General features: G+C 60.4%; 14 protein-coding genes. 11 read left to right on the forward strand and 3 right to left on the reverse strand.

Annotation, left to right across the window (positions count from 1 at the left end):
* Position 1 precedes the first annotated feature (1 nt).
* From ACZ495_RS11335 to ACZ495_RS11380, 10 genes are all read left to right on the forward strand, one after another.
* Positions 2-247, forward strand: a complete 246-nt coding sequence (locus ACZ495_RS11335; RefSeq protein ID WP_012623712.1) for a YlxR family protein — start codon at positions 2-4, stop codon at positions 245-247.
* Positions 240-3,233 (forward strand): translation initiation factor IF-2, encoded by a 2,994-nt coding sequence (gene infB, locus ACZ495_RS11340; RefSeq protein ID WP_464262286.1) that lies wholly within the window; start codon positions 240-242, stop codon positions 3,231-3,233. Before ACZ495_RS11335 ends, infB begins: the two co-directional genes overlap by 8 nt.
* 415 nt (positions 3,234-3,648) lie before the next feature.
* Positions 3,649-3,939, forward strand: coding sequence for a DUF503 domain-containing protein (locus ACZ495_RS11345; RefSeq protein ID WP_041724521.1), 291 nt, complete (start codon positions 3,649-3,651; stop codon positions 3,937-3,939).
* Positions 3,926-5,035 (forward strand): DHH family phosphoesterase, encoded by a 1,110-nt coding sequence (locus tag ACZ495_RS11350; RefSeq protein ID WP_072311385.1) that lies wholly within the window; start codon positions 3,926-3,928, stop codon positions 5,033-5,035. Before ACZ495_RS11345 ends, ACZ495_RS11350 begins: the two co-directional genes overlap by 14 nt.
* A 728-nt stretch (positions 5,036-5,763) precedes the next feature.
* Positions 5,764-6,666, forward strand: coding sequence for a tRNA pseudouridine(55) synthase TruB (gene truB, locus ACZ495_RS11355; RefSeq protein ID WP_041724517.1), 903 nt, complete (start codon positions 5,764-5,766; stop codon positions 6,664-6,666).
* Positions 6,667-6,710: 44 nt separating this feature from the next.
* The gene (gene rpsO / locus ACZ495_RS11360; protein WP_012623707.1) at positions 6,711-6,980 is read left to right on the forward strand and encodes a 30S ribosomal protein S15; all 270 of its coding nucleotides are present in this window, start codon (positions 6,711-6,713) and stop codon (positions 6,978-6,980) included.
* 168 nt (positions 6,981-7,148) lie between these two features.
* Entirely contained in the window at positions 7,149-9,380 is a 2,232-nt protein-coding gene (gene pnp, locus ACZ495_RS11365) for a polyribonucleotide nucleotidyltransferase (protein ID WP_394026798.1), read from the forward strand.
* Between the two features lie 102 nt (positions 9,381-9,482).
* On the forward strand, positions 9,483-10,436 hold the full coding sequence (locus tag ACZ495_RS11370) for a hypothetical protein (protein ID WP_464262287.1): 954 nt from the start codon (positions 9,483-9,485) through the stop codon (positions 10,434-10,436).
* Positions 10,437-10,561: 125 nt separating this feature from the next.
* Positions 10,562-11,038, forward strand: a complete 477-nt coding sequence (locus tag ACZ495_RS11375) for an NfeD family protein (protein WP_464262288.1) — start codon at positions 10,562-10,564, stop codon at positions 11,036-11,038.
* A 177-nt stretch (positions 11,039-11,215) separates the two neighbouring features.
* Positions 11,216-12,169: an SPFH domain-containing protein gene (locus ACZ495_RS11380; RefSeq protein ID WP_012623703.1), complete on the forward strand. Its 954-nt coding sequence runs from the start codon at positions 11,216-11,218 to the stop codon at positions 12,167-12,169.
* A gap of 121 nt (positions 12,170-12,290) precedes the next feature.
* Here ACZ495_RS11380 and ACZ495_RS11385 read toward each other — a convergent pair whose 3' ends face one another.
* Positions 12,291-13,130: a DJ-1/PfpI family protein gene (locus ACZ495_RS11385; protein ID WP_012623702.1), complete on the reverse strand. Its 840-nt coding sequence runs from the start codon at positions 13,128-13,130 to the stop codon at positions 12,291-12,293.
* A gap of 180 nt (positions 13,131-13,310) precedes the next feature.
* Here ACZ495_RS11385 and ACZ495_RS11390 point away from each other — a divergent pair, with 180 nt between their 5' ends.
* Complete coding sequence (locus ACZ495_RS11390; RefSeq protein WP_012623701.1) at positions 13,311-14,279, forward strand: GlxA family transcriptional regulator; 969 nt, start codon at positions 13,311-13,313, stop codon at positions 14,277-14,279.
* A gap of 182 nt (positions 14,280-14,461) precedes the next feature.
* On the opposite strand, the gene glsA is transcribed toward ACZ495_RS11390, so the two are convergent.
* Positions 14,462-15,394: a glutaminase A gene (gene glsA / locus ACZ495_RS11395; RefSeq protein ID WP_012623700.1), complete on the reverse strand. Its 933-nt coding sequence runs from the start codon at positions 15,392-15,394 to the stop codon at positions 14,462-14,464.
* 85 nt (positions 15,395-15,479) lie between these two features.
* Positions 15,480-16,979: a putative glutamine/gamma-aminobutyrate antiporter GadC gene (gene gadC / locus ACZ495_RS11400; RefSeq protein WP_012623699.1), complete on the reverse strand. Its 1,500-nt coding sequence runs from the start codon at positions 16,977-16,979 to the stop codon at positions 15,480-15,482.
* Between the last annotated feature and the right edge of the window lie 310 nt (positions 16,980-17,289).

The raw sequence follows: 17,289 nt of genomic DNA on the forward strand, positions 1-17,289 counted from the left end.
CATGGGGGAAAGGCAAGAAACTGCCGTGGCCGTTGAAGGGCCGGTGCGCATGTGCGTTATGTGCCGCCGCCGCTTCGCCAAGGCCCAGCTTACCCGCCATGTGCTGACGCCCCAGGGAATTTTGACTATTGACGCTGAAAAAACCAGACCTGGCAGGGGCTGGTATCTCTGTTCCGATGCCGCATGCATGGCGAAATTCGTCAGGTTCAGGCCCGGGGCACGGCGCAAGGGGGGTAAACATGTCTGAAGAAAAAATTAAAGTATCGGAACTTGCCAAGGAATTTCCGGCAGTGCCCAACAAGGATATGCTGCGCGCATTGCGCGAGCTGGGCGCGTCGGCAAAATCTATGGCCGGGTCCCTGACCACTGAGGAGGCGGCACGCGTGCGCGAACATTTTGCCGAACAAAAACAGGCGGATGCCGAGCGTTCCGGCTCACACCCCAATGTCATCGTGCGCCGTCGCCGTAAGGATGCCGATAAGGCCGATGCCCCCGAAGTGACAGAAGCGGCCCCCGCCGCCAGGGAAGAGGTCGCTCCTCCGGCCGAGGAAAAGCCCGCGGCGGTTGAAGCCCCCGCCCAGGCCGAGCCTGTGGCCGAAGCTCCTGCGGCAAGCCCGCACAAGGTCGAGGAAAAGGCCGCGCCTGAAGCCGCAAAGGCCGAACCCGCCGAAAAAGCAAAAAGCTCCAAGGCCAGGGTTGTGTCTGCGGCTCGCGTTATCAGCCGCCCCGGCGAAGAAGAAGAAAAAAAGCCCGAACCCGTGGTGGAAAGCAAGCCCGAGCCTGTGGCGGAAATTTCGCCCGTGGCCGCGGCTCTTGCTGCCCGTGAAGCCGCCGCCAGGGCCGAAGAAAAAAGTTCTGAAAAAGGCGAAGAAAAAGGCGCCAAGGCTGCCCGCCTGGCCCGTCCCGACGCTTCAGCCATGCCCGAAGGCTCATCGGCGCCCACCCTGCCCCAGCGCGCGCCCGAAGCCCGTACAGAAGCCTGGAAAGACGCCGACGCTTCCGCTGCGGCCGATGCCGCTCCTCGCCGCGCCCCCCGGGCGGATGGCGGTCAGACGCCTTCTGCCGCGCCTCAGGTGCGTATTATTTCACGGCCTGCGCCCGGCAGCCAGCCCGACCGCAGCACGCGGCCCGCTGGCGGACGTCCCGGCGCTCCGGGTGGCCCCCGCGGCGACAGCGCCGGCAGGCCCCCGCGTCCCGGTGGTCCCCGTCCCAGTGGTCCCGGCGGTCCCAGACCGGCAGGTGGTCCCCGTCCCGGCGGATTCGGCCAGCAGCCTGCTGCGCCCGCATCCCCCACTGACACCCGCGATGGCCAGAGCAAGAAAAAGCGCCTCAAGGGCCGCCGCACCGTGGATTTCCAGCAGGGAGATTTCGGCGGACGCCGCGACGACGACGACAGCCAGCGCCTGAACCGGGGCAAGGGCCGCCGCAAGGGCGGCAAGCCCACTTCCTCGCAGGCCACCCAGCCGCTCAAGGCCGCAAAGCGCAAGATCCGTGTTACCGAGGCGATCCGTGTGGCCGACATGGCTCACCAGATGGGCCTCAAAGCCAACGAGATCATCAAGGTTCTCTTCGGGCTGGGCGTTATGGCCACCATCAACCAGGCCCTGGACTTCGACACGGCCACTCTGGTGGCTTCCGAATTCGGCTACGAAGTGGAAAAGGCCGGCTTCTCCGAAGACGATTACCTGACCCCCAAGGAAGTGGACGCGCCTGAAACCCTCAAGCCGCGCCCGCCCGTTGTGACCATTATGGGTCACGTCGACCACGGCAAGACCTCGCTGCTTGACGCCATACGCAAGTCCAACGTCACCAGCGGCGAAGCCGGGGGCATTACCCAGCATATCGGCGCCTACCACGTAAAGACCAAGCGCGGCGAGATTGTCTTCCTTGACACGCCCGGCCACGAAGCCTTTACAGCCATGCGCGCCCGCGGTGCCCAGGTGACGGACCTTGTCATCCTTGTGGTAGCTGCCGACGACGGCGTGATGGAGCAGACCCGCGAGGCCATCAACCATGCCCGCGCCGCCGGTGTACCCATCATGGTTGCCGTCAACAAGATGGACAAACCCAGCGCCGACCCTGACCGCGTACTGCGCGAACTGGCCGAACTGGGCCTGCAGGCCGAAGAATGGGGCGGCGACACCATTGTTGCCAAGGTGGCCGCCAAGACCCGCATGGGCCTTGACGATCTGCTTGAAATGGTGGCCCTGCAGTCTGAAATTATGGAGCTCAAGGCCAATCCCGACAAGGCCGCCAAAGGCCACATCGTGGAAGCCAAACTGGACAAGGGCCGCGGCCCCGTGGCTACCGTACTCATCCAGGAAGGAACCCTGCGCCAGGGCGACAGCTTTGTGTGCGGCCCCTTCTCCGGCCGGGTGCGCGCGCTCATGAACGACCAGGGCAAAAAGGTCAAGGAAGCCGGGCCGTCCCTGCCTGTTGAAGTGCAGGGCTTTGAGGGCGTGCCTGAAGCCGGTGAAGAGTTCTTTGTGGTCAGCGACGAAAAGCTGGCCCGCCGCATCGCCGACTCTCGCGCCATCAAACAGCGCGAACGCGAACTGGCCTCCGAATCGCGCGTTACACTCGAAACATTCCTGTCGCAACGCAAGTCCGATCAGGAAACACTTACGCTCAACCTGGTGCTCAAGTCCGACGTGCAGGGCAGCCTTGAAGCCATCACGGAAGCGCTGCTCAAGCAGAGCACCGACAAGGTACGCATCAACGTGGTGCATGGCGGCACCGGCGCGATCACAGAATCTGACATTCTGCTGGCTTCCGCCTCGCAGGCCATCATCATCGGCTTCAACGTGCGTCCCACAGCCAAGATCAAGGATGTGGCCGAGCACGAAAATGTGGATATCCGCTTCTACGAGATCATCTACAAGCTGGTGGACGACATCAAGAGCGCCATGGCAGGCCTGCTGGCCCCCGTGCAGCGTGAGGTCTACCTCGGCCAGGCCGAAGTGCGCGACACCTTCAGTGTACCCAAGATCGGCCTTATCGCCGGCTCCTATGTGGCCGACGGCAAGATCGCCCGTAATGCCGGCGTGCGCCTGCTGCGCGACGGCGTGGTGGTCTACACAGGCAAAATCTCTTCCCTCAAGCGCTTCAAGGATGACGCAAGGGAAGTGGTCAAGGGCAACGAATGCGGCGTAGGCCTGGAAAACTTCAATGACGTCAAGATTGGCGATATCATTGAAGCCTTTGAAACAGTTGAAGAAGCAGCTACGCTGTAGTTACGTGCGCCGGTCGCACGGCTGATAATCACTGGTTTTCGGGGGAGGTTTCTTTACAGAGAAGCCTCCCCCGTTGACGCTTGGCAAGCTTCCGGCATGCCCCCTGCTCGAGCACGCCCGTAGAACAGCACACGTCCGTGCGTCTCAAGTCCGGCGCCGCAGGCGCAATGGGCTCCCGGGCAAGGATCGGAAGCCGCTGTTCAAGGCATTTCGTATGAGGCAATAAAAAACTGGTGTTATTTGACCGGTGCAGATAGTATTAGTTCCGGAACCTATTAAGGGCTGTTTATAAAAACCGGCTTTCATGTCCGGCACGGCACGCATAACCCGGCACAGGCCGGGCGGAAAAGCGGCCTCCGCAACAGGCAGCAAGCGCGCCTGCCGACGCATGAAGCGCAAACACATACATATGACCATGTTCATGGCTGTTCTTACCGTGGAATTCAGTCTGCACGGCAACGACAATCTTAAGGCAAAACGCCGCGTTGCCAACAGCCTGAAGCAGAAGACCCGAAACAAATTCAACGTGGCCATCGCCGAGGCAGGCACTGAGAACAGTCTCAGCCGCCTGCGGCTGGCCGTTGTCTCCATTTCCAACAGCGAAGGACACCTGCGTAGCCGCATGGACAAATGCGCGCTCATGATGGAAGCCGTTTGCCCGGAAGAAATGGTGGACAGTCAGGTGGAAATATATGCAGCCGACTGATTTTATTCCCGCCCCCTACGTGCAGGGCGCCCTCCGCATGGTGGAGGCCCTGAAGGGCATGGACCGCATCGTGGTGGCAGGCCATGTCAATCCCGATGGCGACGCCGCCGGATCCGTAGCTGCCGCCGGGCATATCCTGCGGGCCATGGGCAAGGAGTTCATGCTTTACGCCGCCCCCGGCCTGCCCCGCTACCTGGGTTTTTTTCCCATGCCCGCAGTGGTGCACACAAGCCTCGCTCATACCCCCTTCACGCCCCAGTGCGCGCTGTTGCTGGATTGCGGCGAACCCGAACGCCTGGGCTCGGAGCTGGCGGCCCTGCTGCCGCAACTGGATACCGTAAATATTGACCATCACCTCGGCGGCGACGGCATGGGCAGCCTGGGTAACTGGGTGGTCACCGAAGCGGCGGCCACAGCCCAGCTCATGGCCTATGTGGCTATGGCCGCAGACCTGCCCCTTACGGGCGATCTGGGACTTTCCGTTGCCCTTGGGCTGCTGACGGATACCGGAGGCTTCTGCCACGGCAACACCAGTGCCGATGTGCTGGCCCTGGCCTCGCACCTGGTTGCCAACGGCTGCCACCTGCACTGGCTGCGGGAAAAAATGGATAACGACTGGAGCCTGGGCCGCTGGCGGCTCTGGGGCCAGCTTATGGAACGCGCTGTTGTGGAGCACCACGGGCAGATCGGCTTTTGCCCTGTGAGCCTGAAAGACCTTGGCCGCTGCCAGGCCCTCAAGGAAGACCTCGAAGGCTTTGTTGAGCAGCTCAGACGGCTGCGCGGCGTCAAGGTGGCAGCCCTGTTGCGCGAAGAGTCCCCCAGGCTCTGCAAGTTCAGCCTGCGGTCCTACGGTTCCATCGACGTGCGGGCCATGGCGGCCGATATGGGTGGCGGCGGGCACTTTAATGCCGCCGGGGGAACCCTGCGCCTGCCGCTGAAAAAAGCCGGTGAAGAACTCCTGCGGCGTATCGCCCTCCGCCTGGACGGACGTGCGCCGGAGATTCCGGAAGCACCGGGAACGGGGGAAGAACGGCACACGCCGGACGATGAAACCGCAGCCGGAAACAACGACCAGAGCCAGGTAACGACCTCTTGAAACCGCCCCTGGCAGCGCAGGCTGACACCATATTTGGGTCCTTTGTCCCGATCCCCAGGCGATTCTGCTGGTGGTATTGCGCGGCGTGAAGAACCATCACGAGCGAAGCAAGGCAGCTTCCGCAACAAAAACGCGCTGCCTCGCACCTCCAAGGGTAGCTGAAAACGTTGTGCGTGTTCCGGGGAGTGCAGAAAGGGCCTCGGAGGGGCACAGCCCCTGACAGGTCCCCTGCCGCCCAAACGACGTCAATGAGAGCATTTCAAGCGATAGTTGTCCTATGACATTTTACTTTTGAAAATATGCGTTCTCAAAAGTAAGGCCCGCCCGCTCCGGCGCTTGACAGCGCACTGCATTGCGCTTGTGCCGCCACGGCGGGAGTCTGTTTGCGCAGCCGCCTAAGTACTCTCAAGGGAAAAATGCTCTGTCCGTAAGGGCGCCCGGCAGGACGGACGCCACAGCTCTGCGCCCCGGCCAGAAAATCTGCTGCACAGCCGGTCAGGCCGGGCATTATCGAGGGTATATCTTTTGACTTATACCCCGGCAAAGGGTATGTAACGCTCTTGCGTATGGTCAAAAAAGATAACGTGGCACAAGCCCGCCCTTTTCAATGCCCGGAAAGTCCGGCGCCGAACAGTCCCCTTGCGGGAGGTTCGGGGCCGAGCGCTTATGGGCAGCATGAACAAAACGCCGACAGCGCGACGCACGGGCAAACCCGTCGTACGCCTCCCCTGCCGCAGCAACATGGCGTACTTGTGCTCAACAAGCCTTCCGGCCCCACCTCGGCCCGTTGCCTCACCGCCATAAAGCGGCTGGGACAAAAAAAGATCGGCCACGCCGGCACACTGGACCCTCTGGCTTCAGGTGTGCTGCTGGTGCTGCTCGGGCAGGCCACCAAACTTTCCGGCCATCTCATGAGCGGGGGCGGCAAGGTTTATAACGGCGTGCTGCGCCTCGGGCAAACCACCGACACCTGGGACATCGAAGGCCAGGTTACGGCTGAAGCCCCCTGGCAGCACATCAGTGAAGACGATGTGCGGCGAGAGGTCACGGCATGGCTGCAACTGACAGAGCAGCCTGTTCCGTCCTATTCCGCCGCAAAACACGAAGGGCAGCCCCTGTACAAGCTGGCCCGCAAAGGGCTTGATGCCCCGCAAAAGACAAAGTTTATGGAAATTTCACAGGCGGACGTGCTTGAAATAAGCCTGCCGCTTGTGCGCTTTCGGGTCGCATGCAGTTCCGGCACCTATATACGCTCCCTGGCCCACAGCTTGGGGATGCGACTTGGATGCGGAGCCGTGCTCACGGAACTGACCCGGGAGTACAGTCACCCCTTCGGCCTTGATGTGGCCCGCGATCCCGCGGACTTCACGGCTGACCCCACCCTGTTGCCCGGCTGCGTTATCCCCGTTGCGGATGCGCTGCCTCACTGGCCCAGGGTGGACCTCACGCCGGAAGAAGCCGCCCGCGTACGTAATGGCATGGCTGTGTCTTGCCGTACGCCACAGGCTGACGCCGCCCCCGGCGACGAACTCGCATTTCTGATGGATCAGGGGCAAGCCCTGGCCTTGGCAAAACGCGAGATCACGCCCGCCGGGCCGTGCTGGGCCGTAATGAGGGGACTTTGGAACTAGGGCCGTCAAGGCCCGTAACATTGCCTTACCCAAGGAGAACTGCTGTGGTACTGGATCCTACTCAGAAAAAGTCCGTCATTGATGCCCACGCCAAGCACGAGGGCGACACCGGCTCCCCCGAGGTGCAGGTGGCCCTTCTTACCGCCCGTATTGAAGACCTTACCGGTCACTTCAAAGAGCACAAGAAGGACTTTCACTCCCGCACCGGCCTGCTGAAACTCGTGGGCCGCCGTCGCAACATCCTCAACTATCTGAAGAAAACAGACGTTCAGCGCTACCGTGCCCTGATCGAAAAACTTGGCCTGCGCAAGTAAGGCTTTTGGCTGCAAGGGGGGAGCCTGAGGCTCCCCCTTGCCACATATACATGCAAACTGCCCCCTAGAGGGCGCAACGCCAGAAGGGGGGTCCGGGAAAATCAGGCAGGGACGTGCGGCTCTGCCCGCTTTTGCCGGAATCCCCTTCGCCTGTGCAAAGGAAATCACATGTCACAAGATATCTTCACCCCCACCCGCGTCACCTGCCAGGTGGGCGGCAAGGAAATCATCATCGAAAGCGGCCGCATGGCCAATCAGGCCCACGGCGAAGTGTGGATTCAGTGCGGCGGCACCGTGGTGCTTGTCACCGTCTGCTCCCAGCCGCTTGAATTCGACAAGGGCTTCTTTCCCCTTACCGTTGAATACTCTGAAAAGATGTACGCCGCCGGACGCATTCCCGGCAGCTTTTTCCGCCGCGAAATCGGCCGCCCGTCCGAGCGCGAAACCCTGGTTGCGCGCCTTATCGACCGCCCCATCCGCCCGCTTTTCCCCAAGGGGTTGAACGAGGACGTGCAGGTGCTGGCCAGCGTTATTTCTGCTGACCAGGAAAACGAGTCCGACGTGCTGGCCCTCACCGGCGCTTCGGCGGCCCTCATGCTTTCGCCCCTGCCCTTTGAAGGCCCTGTGGCCGGTGGCCGCATCGCCCGCGTGGGCGGTCAGTTTGTGCTCAACCCCACCTTTGAGCAGCAGGCCCAGAGCGACCTCAATATCGTCTTTGCCGCCTCCGGCGACGCCCTCACCATGGTGGAAGGCGACGCCCGCTTTATTTCCGAAGATGTTATCATCGAGGCTCTTGAATGGGGTCGCCTGCAGATTCTGCCCCTGGTGGAAATCCAGCACAAGCTGCGTGAACTTTGCGGCAAGCCCAAGATGAACTTCACGCCCCACCAGGACGATGAAGCCCTCGTGGCCTGCGTGCACGAGCTGGCCCTTGCCAACGGCATGGAAGAAGCCCTGCGCGTGCCCGAAAAAATGGCCCGCAAAGACGCGCGCAAAGCCGTGAAAGACAAGGTCATGGAAACCCTCAAGGCCGACCCGGCCTGGGCCGAAAACGAAGCTGCCCTCAAGGCCGTGTCCGACATCCTGGGCGGGCTTGAAAAGAAGCTCGTGCGTGCGCGCATTGTCAACGAAGGCACGCGCATTGACGGCCGCGACACAACCACCGTCCGGCCCATCCAGATCCAGACCGGTCTTCTGCCCCGCGCCCACGGCTCTGCCCTGTTCCGCCGCGGCGAAACCAAGTCTCTTGTGGTCGCCACCCTTGGCTCCTCCACAGACGAGCAGCGCATGGACTCCCTCACCGGCGATGTCACCAAGCGGTTTATGCTGCACTACAACTTTCCGCCCTTCTCTGTGGGCGAAGTGAAGCCCGTGCGCGTGTCCCGCCGCGAAATCGGCCACGGCGCCCTGGCGGAAAAGTCCCTGCGCCCCGTGCTGCCCGCTGACGCCGACTTTCCCTTCACCCTGCGCGTGGTGGCCGAAACGATGGAATCCAACGGTTCTTCGTCCATGGCTGCCGTGTGCGGTGGTTCGCTGTCCCTCATGGACGCCGGCGTGCCTGTGAGTGCCCCGGTGGCCGGTGTGGCCATGGGCCTCATCAAGGAAGGCGAAAAGTTCATCGTTCTTACCGATATTCTGGGTGATGAAGACGCCCTGGGCGATATGGACTTCAAGATTGCCGGTACTGCTGAAGGCGTCACCGGCGTGCAGATGGACATCAAGATCACGGGCCTTACCACCGAGATCATGCGCACCGCCATGCAGCAGGCCCGCGAAGGCCGCCTGCATATCCTTGAAGAAATGGCCAAGGCCATCGCCGCGCCGCGCAAGGAACTTTCGCGCTACGCCCCGCAGCATGCCGAAGTGTTCGTCAACCCTGACATCATCCGCCTGATCATTGGTCCCGGCGGCAAGAACATCAAGGCCATCACCGCGGCCACCGGCGCCTCTGTGGACATTGAAGACTCGGGCCGCGTGTCCATCTTCGCCCCCACGGCCGAAGCTCTGGAAAAAGCCCGCGAAATGGTTTCCTACTACGACCAGCGCCCCGATCTTGGCAAAAACTACAATGCCAAGGTGCGCAAAATCATGGAAATCGGCGCCATTGTCGAAGTGCTGCCCAACGTGGAAGCCCTTGTGCACGTGTCGCAGCTTGACGTGAACCGCGTGGAGCAACCCGGCGACGTGGCGCGCCTGGGCGAAGACATGCTGGTCAAGGTCATCGAAATCAACGGCGACCGCATCCGCGCCAGCCGCAAGGCGGTGCTGCTGGAAGAACAGGGCCATCCCTGGAATCCTGAAGACACCGCCCGCCCGCAGCGCTCCGACAGGGGTGACCGTGGTGACAGGCGCGGCGACCGCGGCGGACGTGACCGCCGTGATCGTGGTGACAGGCGCTAGACGCCGGATGGCTTTAACGCCGCTCATTGAAGCCTGAATTGAAGCGGCCCGGTCGGGCCTATGGCCCGGCCGGGCGCTGAAAGAGTGATAAAGGAAATTCCCATGTCCAAAAAGAGCAAAAGCGGCGCGCCCGAAACCGCTGACAAGGAAAATTCCGTGAAGCAGCAGCCCGCTGACGGGGCAGAAACGCAAGCCCACGCCGAAGAGAATGCCCGAGTGCATCATGAAGGCCTGGGCGATGCCTGGGCAGTGCTGACGGGCCGCAACCCGGCGGAGATTATGGGGCAGATTGTGAGCACCGTCCTGCATGAGGGCGGCACGCGCCCCTCATGGCAGTGGAAGCATGGCGGTAAAGACCATATCATGATGGCTTGGCCGCAGGATCAGCCCGTGCGCGCCTCTGTGCTTATGGCAGGAGAAGAAGGCGAAAAACTGGATCCGGTTTCTGCCGTTCCCCTGCTGGATGGCCTGCCCAACGACCTTACGGTCGAAGGCGTTTTTCCCTGGCAGAACGGCCTTGGGGCCAACGTGGCGGTAAGCATGATCGAGGGCAAGAACCCCATGTGGTTTTTTGACCCCCTTTATGGCCGCGACAAGAACGATCTCACCCCGGAGATCACGCACACCTTTCTGCTGGCAGGCCTGGCCTTTGCCGTGCGCAAGGCCCTGCTGGACCACATGACCATCACCCAGGGGCCACAGTACGAAGCCCACGCCGAAGCCTGGCTTGAAGCCAACCCCGGCAAGGGCCGTCTGGACGTGCCGCCCCTTCAGGTTGATGTGAGCGACCGCCACATGATCATGCCTGGCCGCAATTTTTGCGAATACCAGATGCGCGCCGTGATCGAAGAAGTACAGGACTACCAGCTGGAAAAGATGCCCGTCAAAGCCCTGTACGTGACCTTTCCCTTTGAAAACCGCCCGTCCATACGCCTTGTCATCTATGCGTCAAAGATGATCCTGGGCGACTTTGAACCTGAGGCGGGACAGGCCATTGATGCCTACATCTGGCTTCAGGGCCGTGTTATCGACTTTGATCAGGGTCCGCAGCAATAGCGGTCCCGGTGTTTTCACACTGCACGGCAGGGGCCTTTCCCCACGGTTAAGGCCCCCGCCGTGCAAGACAAGAAAAACAGCGGCACACCGCCCCGGCGCACACGGCTGGCCGCACGGAACATACTATGAACGCGCCTTTACTCTGGTTTATTCTGGGGGCGGCCTTTTTTGTGGCCGAACTCATGACCCCGGCCATGGTCCTGCTCTTTTTCGGTGTGGGCGCCTGGGTCGCGGCCCTGACTGCCCTTATGGGCCTGGGCCTTGCATGGCAGCTCATCACCTTCATCTGCCTTTCCCTGCTTACCCTGCTCTTTTTGCGCCGCCGCCTGCGGGCGGTCTTCGGCGGGCGCGCCCACCGCGTACCTGCCGGAAACTGCAACAGCCACGGTGAAGAATCCTGCTACCCGCATCCCCTTACGGGCAGGCAGGGCGTCGTCAGCAAGGCCGTTCACCCCGGAAAAATCGGAGAAGTAAGCATTGACGGCAGCTTCTGGCGGGCCACAGCCCATGAAAAACTGGCTGAAGGCAGTCCGGTGCGCGTACAGGGGGCAGACCCCGGCGACGCACTGGTTCTGCATGTAAGCCCGGCAACAAAATCCTGAACCGCAAACACGCGCCTGTAGGCGCCTGCCCGCGACAGCAAGCCCCAGGGCAAAGGCCGTGGCCCGCAGGAACCCGGATTACGGTCCGGCATACGCATATCCCGCACTTCAGCCGGGCCGTCGCATCTGCAATCTTTGCGCGCAAACCGCAGCGCATATACGCATACAGAGGTATATATGGAAATCGTGAACAGTTTCGGATGGCTTTTTCTGCTGGCCGTATTGGTTATCATCATCCTGGTCAAAACCGCCGTGGTGGTTCCGAACCAGTCGGCTTTCATTGTTGAACGGCTCGGCAAATTCAGTAAGGTCCTGTACGCGGGCTTTCACATCCTTGTGCCGTTTGTGGATGTTATCGCCTACAAGCGCAGCCTCAAGGAGCAGGTACTGGACGTTCCCAAGCAAACCTGCATCACCCGCGACAACGTGAGTGTGGATATCGACGGCGTGCTCTACCTCCAGATTATCACGCCCGAAAAATCCGCCTACGGCATTTCGGATTACGAGTGGGGGGCCATCCAGCTTGCGCAGACTTCGCTGCGTTCGGTCATAGGCACGCTGGAGCTTGACCGCACCTTTGAAGAACGTACTCGCATCAATCAGGAAGTGGTGGAAGCCCTCGACGCTGCCACTTCTCCCTGGGGCGTCAAGGTGCTGCGCTATGAAATCCGCGACATCACGCCGCCCATTACCGTTATGGAAGCTATGGAAAAACAGATGCGTGCGGAACGTGAAAAGCGCGCCGCCATCGCCCAGTCCGAAGGCGAAATGCAGTCACGCATCAACCTGGCCGAAGGTGCCAAGGCCGCTGCCATTGCCCAGTCTGAAGGCGAAAAACAGGCCATTATCAACCAGGCCGAAGGTGAAGCCGCGCAGATCCGCACGGTGGCGCAGGCCACTGCCGAAGGCCTGCGCATTGTGGGCGAGCCGCTGGGCAACGACAGCGTGGCCGCCGCCCAGCTTCGTCTGGCAGAAGCCTACATTACCCAGTTCGGCCATATCGCCAAGCAGGGCAACAGCCTGATAATCCCGGCCGATATTGCCGATACCGCGGGCATGGTGGCCGCTGTGAGCAAGATCATCAAGCCCGGCGAAGGTCTGAGCAAGAACGTCAGCCGTCCCCAGGGTTAAGCCTCCTGTGTTCCCGGTGGTACGGTGGCTGCCGCCCGGCGGAAAAACATATAAAAATACGGCCGCCGACGGCCCTTCTGCCCGCGCCAGCGGGCAGAAGGGCCGTTCCTGTTTACCGGCGTCAGCGTCGGACGCCAAGCCGCTGGGCAGCAGCCTCAAGGCTGCTGCGGGCATAGGGCATATTTTCCCTGATATGGGCCTGGTACTGGTTTCTGACGGTTTCAACCAGTGCAGGCGATGCGGATCTGGGCGAACCGCTTCGGAATGGCGGGGCCGGGTCATACTCCAGGAGAAGCTGCTTGATGTTTGCCGTTTCCTCACCAGCCACCAGTGCAAGCAAAACCAGCCCGAAATCAATCCCCGAGGTGACACCCGCTCCGGTGACACGGTTGCGGTCGCGCACCACACGTTCCTGCACGGGAAGTGCCCCAAACCAGGCAAGCTCGTCCACCAGCGTCCAGTGTGAGGTGGCCTTATAACCTTGCAGCAGACCGGCCGCCCCCAGCAGGAATGACCCGGTGCAGACGCTGGTAACCCACTGCGCCTTCTGCCCCACCGCCGCCAGCCATTCCACCATATCTTGCTGCTGAATCTGCAAGTAGGGATCACTCGTACCGGGCACACACACAATATCGGCTGAAGCCACATTAGCAAATGTGGCTGTGGGCATAAAGCCAAGCCTCTTGTCGGCCCGGCTTTCGGCATACACCGGAGCCATGCTCCGCGACACATAGTCCACACGGAACTGCGGCCCTCCCAGAACTTCCGCCGGGCCGATCAAATCCAGCACGGTCATTCCCTCGTAAAGCACAAAAGCGATATGCGGCTTTTTGTCCGCATCCTGCCGCGGCTTCTGGCCTTCCCCGGCAGTGCCGGCAGCAAGGGCATCGGAAGCATTGCCAGCCAGAGCCATGCCCGCGGCAGCGGACAGTGCGGACACGGTAAAATCTCGTCTTGTCATGGGTACGTCCTCTGTAGTGGTTATGATTGCCCAGACTAGCACGGCCGTTGCATCGCAAAAGCCCCGGCCTTGCCAAACAGCGGCGGGATCCTGCCATACAGGGTCCGCTGTATTGGCGCGGAGGCTCTTTGGGGGTAATAAAAGCGTACCGCCAACCTTTTTCCGCCCGGTGAACCAGAAATGAACATGCATAACATCGGTATCCTGGCATTGCCCGGTTTTGTGCCTTTTGACTGCTCCATCCCCTTTCAGCTTTTTTCCCTGGCTTGTGGAAAAAGCGGCGAACATGCCTACGACCTGAATTTTATCGGCGATACAGGACGTGTTTCATCCGGCCAGTTCAGCATTGAGGGCGCGTTGCCCCTGGCCGCCATGCAGGAAATGAATACGGTTATTGTACCAGGCGTCACGCCGTCTTTCGGCGTATGTTCCCAAGGGGTTCTGGACGCATTGCGACAGGCCCGGGATGCCGGAATCCGCATGGCCTCCATATGCACCGGAGCCTGCATACTGGCTGCCGCCGGGCTGCTGGACGGCATGCAGGCCACCACGCACTGGTCTGTTGCCGAAGAACTGGCCGCAAGGTATCCGCAAATAGATGTGGAGGCCGACATCCTGTTTGTGGATAACGGCCAGGTGCTTACCTCCGCAGGCCTTGCCTCGGGCATTGACCTTTGCCTGCACATGATCCGTCAGGACCTGGGGGCTGCCGCCGCCGAAGAGCTTGCCGCATTTTTTGTGGTCCCTATGGAACGCGACGGCGGGCAGAGGCAGTTTATACGTCGCACCGGGCCGGAATCAGGCGGCAACCTCGCCCCCCTGCTGTTGTGGATGCAGGAAAACATGCACAAAAACCTTACCCTGAGCAGCATATGCAGGCAGGCCCACATGAGTTCCCGTACCCTGAACAGAAGATTTCTTGAACAGGTGGGCGCGCCGCCCATGTTATGGCTGACCAGAGCGCGTGTGCGCCGTTCTCAGGCCCTGCTGGAATCAAGCTCCATGTCGGTGGAAGAAATAGCCGCCAGCACCGGCTTTGGTTCGGCAGCCTCGCTGAGGGATCACTTCCGCCGCACGGTGGGTACAAGCCCCACCGCCTGGCGTAAGACATTCAAGCGTTATTATACCGGTCAGGACATGCGGGAATAACCCGCAACAGCCAGAGCAGCCATGCCGGGGAGTGCAGGCTTTCTGCCACGGATGCTGCATGCGGTGCGCCCGGAAACAGCATGCAAAAAACGGCCCCCCTGCATACCTGCCGGGGGGCCGAAAAGGGCAAACACCCAGCGCCGGAGGCACAAGCTGTGCCCGACGCGCGGTGAGCCAGCCTATCAGGCTTTATACAGATTATATCCCAGTTCATTGGCCACAAAGGCCGCCATCTTCTGCCCGCGCACACTGTTGCCCACGCTGTCCAGAGGCGGCGAAAAGGCCGCGATGGCCATAATGCCCGGCACAATCGTCAATATGCCGCCTCCAACGCCGCTCTTGCCCGGCAGGCCCACCTTGTACGCCCAGTCGCCAGAACTGTCATACATGCCCTCCATGGTCATTTCAGCCATGATGCAGGGGCAGTGCTCGGGCTTGAGCACCTGTTCGCCGGTAACGGGGTTGCGCCCGCGTGCGGCAATGGTAGCGCCGACAGTAGCAAGCTCCACGGTATTGAGCAGGGTCGAGCACTGGCGTGTGTATACATCGCAGGCTTCCATGGGGTCGCAGTACATATAGCCTGCGGAATACAGCAGCCAGGCAATGCCCCGGTTGTGAAAGTTTGTGGTCTGCTCCGACTGGTTCAGTTCGTCAGAAATGGCTATTTCCTTTGAGCCTAGCCTGCGCTGCATGTCCAATATCCGCTGCCAGCGCTCTTCTGTGGAGCCTGCCTTCACAAGGCTGGCCGAGGCCATGGCCCCGGCGTTCACCAGCGGAGAAAGGGGTTTGTCGCCGTGCAGTTCCAGCGCCATAACCGAATTAAAGGGCAGCCCCGTAGGGCTGGTGCCTATCTTTTCCTGTACGGCCTGCGGGCCGAAGTCTTCCAGCGCCAGCGCCAGCGTGCAGACCTTTGAAATGGATTCGATGGCAAAGCGGTATTGCGCATCGCCAGCCGCCGCCACCTGCCCCTGGGCCGTCACCACAGCCACGGCTGCAAGGTCGCTCGGTATATTTGCCAGAAAAGGTATGTAATCGGCATTGGCCCCGCCGGAGGCCTTGCTGAATTGCGCGTACGCGCTGTTCACCACAGACTGGATTTTTTCAATAGCAGGCATGGTGTTTTCCTTTTAAATAAAGCCGCAATAGCAAAGCTATTACGGCTTTATTACAAACTGTTATGTTGTCATGAAATACCGGGCGCTAGCTTCCGGCCTGCGTTCCGGTCTGCGGCTGCGCAGCGGCCTGGGCCTTTTCCTTTTCCCAGGTGAACGGCTCAAAGTCTGAATTGGGGTCGCGCCATTCAGGCTTGCGCAGGGCGAAGATCGTCAGCGGGATAGCCACAAAGATCACCACCAGCACGATCAGGTACATCATGTAGGTTTCAGGGCTGCCGATGGAAATCTGGCTCGGAGGCACAAAGCTGAGCGTAAAGGCCAGCAGCGAGCCGAGAAAGCCCAGCGTAGCCCACAGGTACATGCCGGGAACCCGATAGGGCCGCGGCCGGTTGGGCTGGCTCAGCCGCAGGCGGATGCCGCTGGCGAACATGAGCATGTACATGACCAGGTACAGGATCACCGTAAGCTGCGACAGAATCTGAAAGGCCGCCTGCACTGAAGGCATGACCACAAAGGTGATGGACAGGATGGTAACAACCACCGCCTGCACGATCATGAGATGGCTGCCCATGCCGAAGCGGTTGGTCTTCTGGAACCAGCGGGGCAGATACCCGGCCTTGGCCACGGCAAGCACACCGGTATTGGGACCGGCGATCCAGGTGACCACGCCGCCAAGCACGCCGAAAGCCAGCATGACGGCCAGCACGGACCCCAGCCACTCGGCGTTGATCCACTTGAACAGCAGGTCATAGGCCAGCAGCAGGCTCTGGGTAAGGTTGATGTCCTGCTTGGGCACAACAAAGGCGATACCCAGGGTGCTCAGCAGGAAAATGGCGACCGTGCCCACCGAGGCGATGGTAATGGCTATGGGATATTTTTTCGTGGGATTGTCCATATCCTTAACGTGCACGGCGTTCATTTCCATACCCGCGTAAGCCAGGAATATGCTGGCGGCAAGAACCACGTTGCTGAAATTGGTAAAGTCGGGGATCAGCGCTCCCCAGCTCAGCTCAATCAACGGCGGCTTTCCGCTGCAGAACAGATAGGCGAAACCCAGCACCACCACCACTGCGGCGGGAATAATCGTACCCACGATACCGCACCATTTTGACACCCGCGCAAATATGCCGACGCCGCGCAGGGCAATGAATACCGATATCCAGTACACAAGCAGAACAAAGCCCGTAATATACCATTTATTGGCCGCCATCGTTTCTGCCATACTTACGTTCGGGTCCATAAAGGCGATAGATACGGCCCCGAAGGTGAGCACTGTGGGAAAGTAGGGAATGACTTCAATCCACAGCATGGCCATGGCCAAAAAGCCCCAGCGCGGACCGAACGCCTCGCTGACCCAGCGGAAAACACCGCCTTTTTCAGGATAGGTGGTAGCCAGTTCCGCCGCTACCAGCGCCATGGGAACCAGAAAGACCAGGGCCGCAAAGGCATAGTAAAAAATGGCGCCCAAGCCGTATTCAGCCTCTGAAGGAAGAAAACGCAGGCTGACGACCGCAGTAATATTCATAATAACTATGGTCGTAATAGTCATCTTTGAACCGGAAGTTTGTTCTTTCACTTCTCCCATAATGACGCTCCTATGTTAACAGAGTCGATTAACGCCACTGTGTTTGATGCACGGGCTGCCGCGAAGCAGAAAACGCAGCGGGGATCAATAATCACTTTTAATTAGCACGAAGCTAGTAAAAATTACTTATCACGTCAATACACCTTTCCACTATTGGCAACGCATATTGCAGCTTATGCTCGCAACAAGCCATTTTTCCAGTTTTCCAGCCCATCGGTACACGCCCTTGCAAAAGAGTGTTCATGTACCCAATGCATCTGTTGATTATGAACAAACGGGTTGTCAAAAGAGATAAAATATGTTTGGCTTT

The organism is Desulfovibrio sp. GTC20076, from assembly GCF_055385905.1.